Source organism: Paenibacillus sp. PAMC21692 (assembly GCF_014303795.1).
Classification (GTDB): Bacteria; Bacillota; Bacilli; order Paenibacillales; family Paenibacillaceae; genus Pristimantibacillus; species Pristimantibacillus agaridevorans.
Genome location: NZ_CP060293.1, coordinates 7,844,900 through 7,858,325, shown reverse-complemented (window position 1 = coordinate 7,858,325; position 13,426 = coordinate 7,844,900). Strand labels below are relative to the sequence as shown.

Annotated in this window: 5 protein-coding genes; 4 read left to right on the top strand and 1 reads right to left on the bottom strand. The window is 57.6% G+C overall.

Annotated features, from left to right (window positions below; all coding sequences use genetic code 11):
• Positions 1-102 precede the first annotated feature (102 nt).
• The 4 genes from H7F31_RS31305 to map all read left to right on the top strand — a co-directional run bounded on the left by H7F31_RS31305 (position 103) and on the right by map (position 12,406).
• Entirely contained in the window at positions 103-5,937 is a 5,835-nt protein-coding gene (locus H7F31_RS31305; RefSeq protein WP_187102033.1) for an S-layer homology domain-containing protein, read from the top strand.
• A 27-nt stretch (positions 5,938-5,964) separates the two neighbouring features.
• Positions 5,965-9,180: a glycoside hydrolase family 2 protein gene (locus H7F31_RS31300; RefSeq protein WP_187102032.1), complete on the top strand. Its 3,216-nt coding sequence runs from the start codon at positions 5,965-5,967 to the stop codon at positions 9,178-9,180.
• Between the two features lie 22 nt (positions 9,181-9,202).
• A complete protein-coding gene (locus H7F31_RS31295; protein WP_187102031.1) occupies positions 9,203-11,527 on the top strand; it encodes an AraC family transcriptional regulator in 2,325 nt (774 codons plus the stop codon).
• Positions 11,528-11,653: 126 nt separating this feature from the next.
• Entirely contained in the window at positions 11,654-12,406 is a 753-nt protein-coding gene (map, locus tag H7F31_RS31290) for a type I methionyl aminopeptidase (RefSeq protein WP_187102030.1), read from the top strand.
• 260 nt (positions 12,407-12,666) lie between these two features.
• Here the strand turns inward: map and H7F31_RS31285 are convergent, their stop codons facing one another.
• Positions 12,667-13,239, bottom strand: coding sequence for a Crp/Fnr family transcriptional regulator (locus H7F31_RS31285; protein ID WP_187102029.1), 573 nt, complete (start codon positions 13,237-13,239; stop codon positions 12,667-12,669).
• Positions 13,240-13,426: the final 187 nt, after the last annotated feature.

The window sequence follows — 13,426 nt, the reverse complement described above, 5'->3', positions numbered from 1 at the left end:
GGACGGGGACGGCGGCATGGAACGCCGCCTCGCCGGCCCTTTTATTAGGGGAATTGAAGAAAGCGTTATCATAGTAGTGGCCATGAAAAAGGAGGAGAAATAATGAAATCCAAAGCAGCGTTGTTGCTCGCTATTCTGCTCGCCCTGCAGGTTGTACTGGAGACGGTATACCGCAAGGATGCGACGGTGTCGGCCGAAGAAAGTTCTCCCGGAGCGGAGCTGTACGTCAGTCTGGCCGGGGACGACGAGAACGCCGGCACGCTCACGAATCCGCTTGCGACGCTTGAGGAAGCGAGAGACCGCATCCGTCAACTGAAGGCTGGCGCTGGACTTCCCGAAGGGGGCGTTGCCGTCTATGTAAGGGAAGGGGAATATCGGCTGACGTCCACCTTCGAATTGCAGGAGGAGGATTCCGGCACGGCATCGAAGCCGATCGTCTATGCCGCGTACCCCGGAGAAGAGGTGCGCATTAGCGGAGGCATCCAACTGGACGGAACCGCGTTCTCGCCGGTAAGCGATCCGGCGACGCTGGCCCGCATTCCGGAGGAGGGCAGAGCGCATGTGCTGCAGATCGATCTGGGCGCGGAAGGAATAACCGATCTGGGCGAATATCGCAGACACGGCTATCTGCACGACGTTGTGTCCGCGCCTATGGAGCTGTTCGTAAACGAGCAGGCCATGCATCTGGCCCGTTGGCCCAACGAAGGTTACCTGCCGCTCGGACAGGTGCTGGATACCGGCTCGATTCCGCGGCAGAACGACAACGGCAATCGGGGAGGCAAGTTCAAATACGATTACGACCGCGCCGACCGCTGGACCGGGGCGACGCAGCTTATGCTGCACGGATACTTCGGCTACGGCTTCGCGGAAGACAATATCCGGGTGGAGGAGATCGACACGGCGGCCCGCACGATCAAGCTTGCGGACGCCCATTTGTACGGCTTGTCGACCGCCAGCGCCGCCTGGAAAACCTATTACGCCTATAACCTGCTAGAGGAGATCGACGAGCCGGGCGAATATTTCCTGGACTACGACAGCAGCACGTTGTATTTGTACCCCAACGATTCGTTAAGCGGGGCACGCATACAGGCATCCATGCTGGAGGAGCCGCTTGCCGCCATCGAGGATGCTTCGTTTATTACGATACAAGGCTTTATCTTCGAAAACAGCCGGGATATGGGAATCTACATGGAGGGCGGCGACGGCAATACGATTGCCGGCAATACGTTCCGTAATCTCGGAACCGTGGCGATCTCCGTCGGTCAAGGCGTGCCGGGACCGGGTTATACCGTTCATGAATTTAGTGGCGTGCCGGAGTCCCGCGTGGTGGGCAATATTCAGGGACATATCTATCTGAATCAGGATTGGGACCGGCTTGGCGGCGTCAACCACGTCATTGCCGGCAACGAGGTGACAGGAACGGGAGCGGGCGGCATCTACGTTGGCGCGGGTAATCGGGTAACGCTGACTCCAGGCAACGTGCAGGTACGGAACAACAAGATCAGCGATTTCAACCGTCGCGACGAAGGTTACAGACCGGGCATCTGGCTGACAGGCGTGGGCAATGTCGCGGCGAATAACGAGATTTACAACTCGCCGCATATGGCGATTTATTTGAACGGCAACGATCATGTGATTGAGAAAAACGAGATTCATCACGTGCTGCGCGAAGCGGACGATATGGGCTCCATCTATATGGGACGCAACGCTAGCGAGCAGGGCAACGTCATTCGCTATAACTTCTTTCATCACCTAGGCAGCGACCATGCCTCCCAAGCCGTCTTCCTGGATGACGGGGCAAGCGGGCAGTTGATTCACGGCAACGTTTTCTACAAGGCGGGCAGCAATGCCAATATGCATATTCACGGCGGCCATCATAACGTATTCCGCAATAATATTTCGATCGATATTCCGCATGCCATCCAGGCCACGCTTTGGACGTCTGCGCGGTGGAAGGAATTCCTTAACGAACCGATTCAACGCAATCGGCTGCTAGGCAGCGTTAACATTAAGCAAGAGCCCTACGCCAGCAAATATCCCGTGCTCTCGGGTTATTATGACGGCAACGGCGTGCCCGTGGAGCTGCCGCTGAACAGCAACGTCATGGAGGACAATGTCGTCGTGGACGGCGCTTTATACCGCAATGGCCCCATGACGGCAGAAGGAAACTGGATCACGAACGCGGATCCCGGCTTTGTCGACGCGGACGCGATGAACTTCGAGCTGCTGCCAGGTTCGGAGGTCTATACGCAAATTCCCGGATTCGAGCCGATTCCGTTTGCGTCGATCGGTCTGTACGACGATGAATACCGAAATTGGAACGCGTCATTGGGGACGTTCTATGCCAGCGCGCCGGTTGATGACGCACAAGACGTGGATCCGTTAAACGTGCAGTTCCGTTGGGAGCCTTCCGAGGGCGCGGTACAGTACCGTCTTCTCGTCGCAAAGGACGATCAGTTCGCCAACATCGTGTCGGACACGGTCACGGAGAAGTCACGGCATGCCTTGGAAGGCGTGCTTACTTACGACGAAACCTACTATTGGAAGGTAATCGCTTATAGCGCCTCGCGTTCGCGTCCGGCAGAGCTGGCCAATAGCAATGGCGTCATGACATTCGACAGCCGGGTGACGGACCGGGTGCCGGATGCGCCAAATCTGACGTTTACCCGCCTGGATCAAGTGCATCTCGCTTGGAACCGGGTTGACATGGCCACAGAATACCATGTGTATCGGGGCTCCCATCCCGATGCGGCATTCGAGCGGATCGCCGTGCTGGCGAATGAGCTGAGCTATGTCGACACCGACGCTAGCGCCTTGCACGACTATTATTATTACGTCGAAGCCGTCAATCGTCTGGGATCCGGCGGGCCTTCCCCGCTGGCGGTCGTCTATGGCGGAACGGCCGTGTTGTTCGAGGATCTCTTCGAAGACGAGCTGGAGCCGGGCTGGGTACAGGAAAGCTCGTCCAGTCCCGGTACCTGGCAGTTGACGAATGACGAAGACGGCAAGCTGCTGCATTTCAACGGCACGTTCGGCAATCAGAAGCGCGAGCTGGGCCGCACGCATTATTCGATCGAATCCAGGCTGAGAGTGAACAACTGGCTGGGAAGCAACGCTTCGGCGCAGACGGTGTTTCTGATCGGCAATGATTCCAATTCCGTCGGGGCCGGAACGCGGTATCAGCTGATGTACCGCAATACCGGCAAGCTTCAGCTCGAGAAGCGGGCGGCTGGCGGCATGGTGCAAGAGACGGACTTCACCCTCGTACCAGGAGAATGGTATACGTTCCGGCTTTCGGTCAGCCCGGGATACGTAAGGGGGTACGTCAATGACGAGCTGCTCATCGAATACGAGGATGCAAGCCCGTTGGCTGCAGGATCCGCAGGGCTTCAAATTTGGAACGCGGACGTGGATGTCGACGATTACCGGATTAGCATTCCGAAGTGGGATAGCCTGGCTTCGCCGTGGGAGCTTCGGAATTACGGCACCCAGCCTAATTATGCCTCCTATGAACGCGGCGAATATACGCTTCGCGCAGTCGGCGCGGACGTATGGGGAACAAGCGACGAATTCGGTTATATCTCGCAATGGGTCCAGAACGCGAACGAAGAGAAGATCGCGATGGAGGCGACTTTGGAGTCGCTGACGAATACGGACAGCAATACGATGGCGGGCATCATGTTCCGTTCGCGCGACACACAGGACGCCGCCAACTTCTATCTGCGGATGAAGCCGAACGGCGAGGTGTTCACGACCGTGCGCATGTCGAACGGGGGACTCACTACCTACAAAAATATATCTCCCGTACCGATGCCGACCAAGCTTAAGGTCACCAGGGAGAACAAGGTGTTTACGAGCTACTACATGAGCAACGGCGAGTGGGTGCAAATGCAGCAGCTGATTCTGGATATGCCCGAAGAGATGCTGGCGGGGCTCGCGGTATCTTCCCGAACGCCTGAGGCATATGCGGAAGCGGTCTTCTCGAACGTGTCGCTGTCGCGCTCCGAGCTGGAGCTCAAGGCGCCGCTGGTCGGCGACGTCACTCCGCGGGACGGCGCGGTGTCGTTGTCTTGGACGGGACATGAAGGCGTAATGGGCTATGTAATCCGATACGGCACGGTGCCGGGAAATCCCGACGCGCAGACGGAGCTGCCGGCGGGACAGACCTACCATACCTTGATGGGGCTAATCAACGACACGACCTATTATATTACGATTGCGGCCAAATACGGCTCCGCTGAACGCGAGACGGAGGCCTTTACGGCTGTACCCGACGGCAACGCGGTTGTTCGTTCGGCTTATACGAGTATTGCGGCGACTGGCTTTGACGAGATGTCGGGCGTTACGGTCGTCGCGGCCAGCGATTCCATCGGAAGTCTGGACAACAACGATTGGGTGCGGTACAACAACGTGGAATTCAATCGGGGAGCAACCGCCTTCATAGCGGACGTGGCTGTAGCGGAGGCGCAGGCAGGCAAAGATATCGAAGTACGGCTGCATGCGGTGGACGGTCCGCTGCTCGGCAAACTGACGGTCGCTTCCACGGGCGCCTTCACCAACTTCGTAGTGCAGCAGACGGCAATAACCGGGGACGTGCAGGGCATCCATAACGTCTACCTGGTGTTTAAAGGCGGCTTCGGGGTAGCCAATCTGAAGAAATTCCAATTCGCGCCGGAAGAGGAGGAAACGGGCGAAGGCGAAACAGGCGGCAATGGCGGCGAAGGCACAGGAGGCAATGGCGGCGAAGACACAGGAGGCAATGGCGACGGAGACACTGGCGGTACGGGGAATGGCGGCAACGGAGGCGAGGAACCGGATGGCGAGCGCACCTATGAAAGCCTTTTGCACGATGGAAGGTCCGTCATTCGAATCCATGCGGAGCCGCTGGTTCGCGAGCTGCGCAATGGCCAATCCGGACCAGTGGAATTACGATTCGCCGACGGACAATCGGTCAGCCGGCACCGGATTGAGGTTCCTGCGGCCATACGCGAGGAAGTGCGGGAATCCGGCAGGGAGCTTCAGTTCGAAGGGAAGAGATTCCGCATTCTGTTGACGGCGGAGCAGCTAGGCCAAGCGCTTGCGGAAGGCGATCTCATCATCGAATGGGGGACCGCTCCGGCCTTGTTCGGACGAAGCGGATTCAGCGGGGTTGCCGATGCGGCCAAGTTGACTGTCCGAACCGCAAAGACCGGCCAGGCCGTCGGGTTGTCGGCCAAGGTTTTTCTCGATCTGGACGATGATCTTCAAGCAAGCGGCAAACGGATCGCCTTGTTCGCTTTCGACGAAATAGCGAAGGAATGGCGTTACGCCGAAAGCGGACTGGAGCTTGGCGGCGGCGAAGCGTCGTATACCGCTCATTCGGGGGTAGAGGCGTCCGTATTCCTCTATGAACGCGATTACGCGGATGTTACGAATAAGCACTGGGCTTATGAGCATATCGCAGAGCTGGGGCTGCGGGATTACATGCGAGGTACGGCGAACGAACGCTTTGAGCCGGAACGGACGATTACGAGGGCTGAATTCGCGGCGCTGCTGGCTCGAATGCTGAGCCTTCCGAAGTCCAACGAAATCGGCGCTTTCTCGGATGTTGAGGCGAATGCCTGGTATGCGGGCGAGATCGCGGCGCTCCATGCGGCGGGAATTATGAACGGCTACGACGGAGCCGTTCATCCGCAAGAAGTCGTTACCCGCGAACAAATGGCGGTTATGCTGGATCGCGCACGCCGTTATGCCGGTATGACGAATGGGAGCGCGACTGCAGGCACCTCCTATGCGGACAGCGGCCAGATTAGCGAGTGGGCGCTCGAAGCCGTACGGCAATTGACGGAGTCGGGCATTATGCAGGGAACGGGCAATGAGCGATTCCAGCCGCTTAAGGCTGTCACGCGGGCGCAAGCGGCGGCGGCTCTTGCGAGAATGCTGACAATCGGACAGTAGACAGACAGAGATACGGGAGTGGTAGAAATGGCAGATCAACCTGCTGACAATAGATTATCGCACGCCGCACAGTGCGGCGGAGGCGGAGACGTGTTCGCCGATATCGGCACGAGGCGCATCGAGGGCAGGGGCGGCGAGCTGGCTCCCGTCCTTCCACCGAAGCTGCCCGATATAGGGCTATCGGCTGTAAAAGAGGCCAGTGGCGATAGTTCGGGAGACTGGGCCGTCATGGCGAAAGTGGACGACGAACTGAAGCTTCGCCAAGCGCTGAACGAGATGAAGGAACGTTACGCGCCGTACATGAGAAACCTGGCCCCGGAGCTCGCTCCAATGAAGCAGCGAAAGAAGCTGAAGCACTTCCTGTATCGCCGGCAGGCAAGGGAGGACAGAGAGGCGTTCCAGCGCGTGCTTGAGGGCCATGGCGACTGGGAAGAAGCGCAAATCCCGCATTACGGCGGTCCCCTTGGCCAAGCCGTTGTCTATTACCGGACGACCTTTGAAATCACGCAGTCGGAACTCGAGATCGGATCGATCTTCGTCCAGTTCAAGGGCGTGGATTATAAAGCGTTGGTATTCGTCAACGGCACCTGTCTTGGCAGTCATGAAGGGTTCTTCGCTCCCTTCGAGTTCGACTGTACTGATCATGTCCGAGTCGGCGCCAATGTGCTTATCGTGCAGGTGGAGAACGACTTTACGTTTGGCAGCAGCGAGACGGAAGAGGCGCCGGGGGAGCGGTTCGAGGGCGACAAGCTGTATGCCGCGACCGGTCCCGGCTATGACGACCCGCTGTACGGCTGGCATCATTGTCCGCCCGGGATGGGCATCTATCAAGACGTCTACGTGGAGGCGCGTCCTGCCGTCCATATCGGCGACATCTTCGTGAGGCCGATGCCGGAGCAGGAGAGCGCGGAAGCCTGGATCGAGGTATTCAGCAGGAATAGAGCCGCACTGAACATAAGGCTGGAGCTGGCCGTGCACGGGTACAACTTCGCGGAGGAGACCGTGGCTTGGCATTCCTGGCAGCCCGAAAGCGTGGTCGAGGTGGGACTGGGCGATACCTTTACGGAGGCGAAGGTCAAGGGGGACGGCACCTACCGCCAGCCTATCAAGCTATTGGTCGCGAAAGGCGTCAATTACTTCAAAGTGCCGCTGCAGTTGAAGCAGCCGAGGCTGTGGGAGCCGGACACCCCATGGCTCTATCAATTGCAGGCGAAGCTGCTGGACGATCGCGGAGATGTGCGGGATACGGGGAGCCGAACGTTTGGGATGCGATCTTTCCGTCAGGATATGGAGTCGGAGCCGAAGGGCAAATTTTATCTGAACGATCGGGAGATCCGGCTGCGCGGGGCGAATACGATGGGGCACGAGCAGCAATGCGTGATGAAGGAGGATTGGGAGCAGCTGCTGGAGGACCTGCTGTTGGCGAAGCTCGCCAATATGAACTTTCTGCGTCTAACCCAGCGGCCGGTGCAGGAGGAGGTCTACGACTATTGCGACCGGCTCGGCCTTATGACGCAGACCGACCTGCCGTTGTTCGGCGTGCTGCGCCGGAACAAGTTCGTCGAGGCGGTCCGTCAGGCCGAGGAGATGGAGCGTCTTATCCGCCCTCATCCCTGCAACATTCTGGTGTCGTATATCAACGAGCCGTTCCCGAACGCCGCCAATAAACCACACCGGCATCTGGACCGACAAGAGCTGGAGCGTTTCTTCGATGCCGCCGATATCGCCGTCAGGCTGCATAATCCCGATCGCGTCATCAAACACGTCGACGGGGATTACGATCCGCCTTCCGGCAGCCTGCCGGACTACCATTGTTACTCGTGCTGGTACAACGGCCACGGGATGGACATCGGCTTGCTGCATAAAGGCGGGTGGCTGCCCGTCAAGGAGGGCTGGCATTACGGTTGCGGCGAATTTGGCGCGGAAGGGCTCGACTATGCGGAAGTCATGACCGCCCATTATCCTCCCGATTGGCTTCCGGCAAGCGGGAAGGAAGAGAGCTGGTCGCCGAACGCCATTATCGGCGCGCAGACGGGCCGGTTCCATTATTTTTTCTATGAAACGCCTAAGGGGCTTGAGCACTGGGTTGCGGAGAGTCACCGTTATCAGGCATGGGCGACTCGAATCATGACGGAAGCGTTCCGGCGGGACAGCCGGATGAACACGTTCGCCATCCATCTGTTTATCGACGCCTTCCCTTCCGGCTGGATGAAGACGATCATGGACGTGAACAGGCGACCCAAGCCAGCCTACTTCGCTTACCGCGAGGCATTGTCGCCGCTTGCGGTGCAGCTGCGGTCCGACCGATTCGCTTACTGGAGCGACGAAGGCATGAAGGTCGAAGCCTGGATCTGCAACGATACGCAGCTGGAATATCCCGGCGCCAGGCTGCGTTATCGATTGGAAGCGGGAGGAGAGGTGCTCGCCTGCGGCTCCCACGAAGCCGGTATTCCGTTATGCGACAGCCGATTCCAAGGATATATCGAGACGCCGCCCCTTCATGTCTCCGAACGAACGACGGCGGTGCTCCGGCTTCAGCTCGCGGACGCATCGGGAGAGCCGCTGCACGAGACGACGCTCGAAGCGGCAGTCTGGCCTAAGGAGAGAGGAGGAGCCGACGCTGCTGCACGGTACATGGAGAATCGGGACAGCGAGGGTCGACGTGTGGCCGTAGTGGACAACGCTGGCGGCAAGTTGCCGGATTGGATGCGCGAGCTTGGGGAGGTCGTGCCGATAGAATTGGAAGAAGCGGGTGCCGGAGACGTCATCTGCATACGGAGCATCGAAGCTTATCAGGAGCGTAAGGTCGAGGTGGGAAGCCTAGCGGAAGCGGGCGCGACCGTGCTCTTTCTGGAGCTTCCCCCGGGTCGATGGGACCTGCTGGGCGGTACGGTCGACGTGCGGCCATGCGGCATGATGCCGGTCCATTTCGTCTCCAGGGATACGGGGCATCCGCTGGTCGACTTTGCCGGGACGGAGGATTTCCGCCTATGGTATCATGAACGTGAAGAACGGATTGTCCCTTTGCTGGGCACGACTTTTACGGCAGGGGGCTGGCAGCCGGTATTAACGAGCGGCAATCGCAACGACGAAGGGGAATGGGCCCCGGCATTGGCGGTAGCAGGCCGCAAAATCGGAAGTGGACAGGCGTGGATCAGCCAATTGGAGCTGGATGGCCGCGTTCGCCATAATCCGGCGGCATGGCTGCTCGCAAACGGGCTATTGACTGGGGCAGACCGATAGAAAGCGGCTTAGGGGGATGACGATGAAGACAGGCTTTGGCGGATATCGTTCCGGCAGGTTTTTTACACAGCTTTTACTGACTAATTTCGTGCTGGTAGGCGGGTTTATGGCCTTGTTCTGCGCGGGCATCTTTATGTATTCGCGCATGTTCACCGCCGATCTGCAGGAAGAAGCGAACCGGAAAGTGCTGGAGCAGGTCAATTACAACATCGATCATCTGAACGATTTCATCAAAAATCTCGCCGTGTCCACCTTCAACGACCGGGATATCGTCTCGCTGATGAACACGAGGGACCAGGATATCTTCCAGCTCTATAATAAGCTGGCCAGGCTCGATTCGACGTTGAATTCCAATCTGTTCCTGGATTCCATCGTGGTGTATAACGCCTTCAACGGGTGCTCCTACTCCACCTCGCCGACCGCTCCGGTCCTATGCGGCGACAACAAGGAGCCCGTGTTGGCCGACGTGATTCGGAATCCGGCATCCTATCCGAAGTTCACGATGGTGCCGGCCGATCTGGACAAACCGGATCAGCAGCGGGTGTTTGTTTATACGATGTACGCCGCAACGGGCAGCTATAACGGCCGCGAAAGCATGCTCGTCCTTACGGTCAAGCCGGATTGGCTATTCGACAACGTTAAGGCTATTAACAATCATGCCGGGAACACGCTGGGACGCATCTTCTTGTTCAGCGAACGCGGCCGGATCATCGATTCCATCGATATGCCGCAGCTGGACGAGTCGACTCGGAGCTTGATCGCAGACGAATTGACGGACTCGCCGGAATCGGGAAGCTTCGTCATTAAGGGCGGAGAAGGCAAGCAGATGGTCACGTATCTGCGATCCGGCGTCAGCAACTGGCGCATGGTCAGCATCCAGCCTTATGAGGAAGTGTTCGCGAGCGTCAACCGCATCGGCCTGTTCTCCTTCCTTGCGCTGTTCATCCTGACGGTCATGTCCTTTCTGGTATCGTTATGGCTGTCTATCCGGTTGTACCGCCCGATGTACAACCTGGTCAGCAAATTCCGGAAGAAGCATGGCGACGCCGGCAGACAGGATGAGAAGGACGAATGGCTGTTCATCTCATCGGCCTATGATCAATTGTCGAGAAGCATGGAGAAGCTGCGGGATTCCAAGCAGTCCGGCAAACAGGTCATGAGGCAGTATTTGCAGCGCTTGTGGATCACGGACAGCGCCGCGATAACGGAGCAGCAATTTGGCGAATATTTGCTGCAGGGGCAGTCGGCCCAGTCTTATCTGCTAGGCCTGTTCAAGCTGGACCGGTACGCGGACTTCAGAACGCTAAGGGACGAGGCGGAGCAGAAGCTGCTTCGGTTCGCGATCGTAAATATCGCTTCCGACGTGATGGCAGATATGCCGGGGACTCAGACGACGGATATGCTCGGCGACGAATTCGCCATGCTTGTTCCGATTGAGGATGCAGGTCAATCCGCGGTGACGTCGGAGCGCTTGGAGGAGCGAATACGCCGTATTCAAAATCTGCTCGACGGCTACTACCGACTATCGTTGACGGCCGTTATCTCCGATACGATTCCCGATTACCGCCAGGTATCGGATCATTATGCCAGAGTGAAGCGACTGTTCTTGTACCGGATGTCGGAAGGGCCGATGAGCCTCATTACGACGCAATTCGACGAGAACAGAAGCCGCTTGCCCGAAGAGGGAATGCTGCCCGCCGGAGTGGAAGCGGAGTTGGCCGCCGCCCTCCGGGAAGGGCGGGAAGAACGATGGGGCGCCGCGCTGGACGGCGTATTCGAGCATTTGGGCAGGTTGCATTGCGACAGTCTCGACGACGCTCTTCTGCACGTGCTCGCACTTATTAAGCAAGAGATGCGAGCTGGCGATCCCATCCGCTATCAGAGCTGTCTTGTCAGCGTCCAGTCGTACACGCGCCGGATTCTAGAGCAGGAAACGTTTTTGGAGGCGCGTGTGCTGATTGGGGCCATGCTGGCGGAGTTCTACGAGCAGCGCATCCAGGAACGGCCGGACCGTAGAGAGTATCTGGTCGAGGCGGTCAAAGAAATGATCGAGAACGGTTACGGCGATCCCAACATGTGCCTGCAGGTCATCGCCGATGAGCTGGAGTTGTCTCCCAGGTATCTGGGCAGGTATTTCCGATCGAGAGAAACCGGAACGGTTGCCGAATTTCTGACGGACACTCGGTTGAAGCACGCGCTTAAGTATTTGGAAGAAGGGCAGCTGAGCGTGGCGGAGATTATGAAGAGTGTAGGTTATACGAACGAGAGTACCTTCTTCCAAGTTTTTAAGAAGAAGATAGGCATGACGCCCGGAGAATACCGCCAACTGCATCAGCGGCCGTTATAGCGCAAGCGGGTTGTACGGAAATTCACAACTCCGTTACCGCCAAGCGGAATGAGTTCCCGAATGCCGGAATAGGGTAAGCATATACGTCCTTTATCCCTATTTCATGTATTGAAGGAGGCAGCGCGGATGGCGGTGGAATTAAAGACGAAGGAGCACATTAGAGGAATCCGCATGGCCGGACGGATCGTGGCGGCGTGCCACAAGGCGTTGTCGAAGCGCCTCGCGCCGGGAGTGACGACGCTGGAGATCGATCGGTTCGTAGAGCGGTTTATGATCGAGCGGGGAGCCGTGCCGGCGCAGAAAGGATTCAAAGGTTATCCGTACGCAACCTGTGCATCCGTCAACGATGTCGCGTGCCACGGCTTTCCCGACGCGGAACCGCTGGAATCCGGCGATATCGTCACGATAGATATGGTAGCCGACCTAAACGGCTGGAAGGCCGACTCCGCCTGGACGTACATCGTCGGCAAGTCCACGGCCGCCACGGAGCGGCTGCTTCGCGTTGCCAAGCAAGCGATGCAAGACGGCATCAAGCAGGCGCTTCCCGGCAATTACATCGGCGATATCGGCCACGCGGTCCAAAAGCGCGCGGTGCGGGAGGGCTGCCATGTCATACCGATGTTCTTCGGTCATGGCATCGGACGTGATATACACGAATATCCCGAGGTCGTCTATCAAGGCCCTCCGGGACAAGGAGTCAAGCTGGAGGAAGGCATGGTCATTACGATCGAACCGATTATTACGTCCGGCAAGCCGGACGTGTTCTACGCCCGCAACGGCTGGGCGGCCCGAACGATCGACGGCGCTTGGGCGGCGCAGTTCGAGCATACCGTCGCGATTACGAAGGACGGCCCGATCGTGTTGACGCGATGGGAATGAAAAACGTGTTACGTTCTTCCCTGCATTAGAAATCTGGCGCTCGGCAACGGTCCGATCAGCAACATTCTGGTCGTGGACGAAGCGCTAAAGACGGGGATTAAGGTGCAACGGCTGGAGAGCTGTCCGCAACAGCCATTATACAAATAAGCTGCATTCGCGGGTTAGTATACAGGGAACCGCCGATGCAGCTTATTTCGTGTTTCGTGTTTCGTGTTTCGTGTTTCGTGTTTTGTGTTTCCTGTTCCGTGACTGTGGGCTTGTTATCGTTTGCCGCGAATACGGCTGAGCGATACGGGATTGATGGCGAGAAAGGCGGCGATCTGATACTGGGGAATGCGGCTTTCCAGATCCGGATACTGTTTCTGGAACAAGCGGTATCTTTCCTCTGCGGTTAGTTCGACGAGTTCCCGTTCTTTGCGCGACTTGGCGATGAATAGCTCTTCCGCGAGCTTCCTGCCGAATCGTTCCCAGCAGGCATGGCGTTCGTACAGCGTCTCCATTGCGGCTTTCGTAAAATAGGCGATGCGGGAATCTTCCAGCGCTTGAATCGACAGGAAGGCCGGTTCGGCCGTTAGCAACGCCCGGTAATCTGTAAAAAGCTTCCCTTCCGTCACGAAGCTTTTGATATGCTCGGAGCCGTCCTCGTTCTCGTAAAACATGCGGAAAAGTCCTTCTTCGCAATAGTAGATGCTTTCGCAGAAGTCTCCGGCATGAAGGAGAAATTGCCCTTTTTTGACGGGCTTCCAGAGCAACTGCTTGAAGAAATGCAGCTCCTCTTCCTCGGGAATCGTCGTCATTCGCGCGAGGGCGCCGATAATGGTCGATGGTTCCATGCGTCACCTCAGATCGTATCGTTCGTCATTAACATAGGTAATGGATCATACTCCAGCTGATATATACACTGATCATAGCATAATTTTGGCAAGAGAGGTTGCGAACCTGGAGGTGAGATGGAGGGCGGCACGGATGAAAAAATGTGTTGGGTCATGACGGTTCTTGCGATACTTGTTGTTTTGCCGC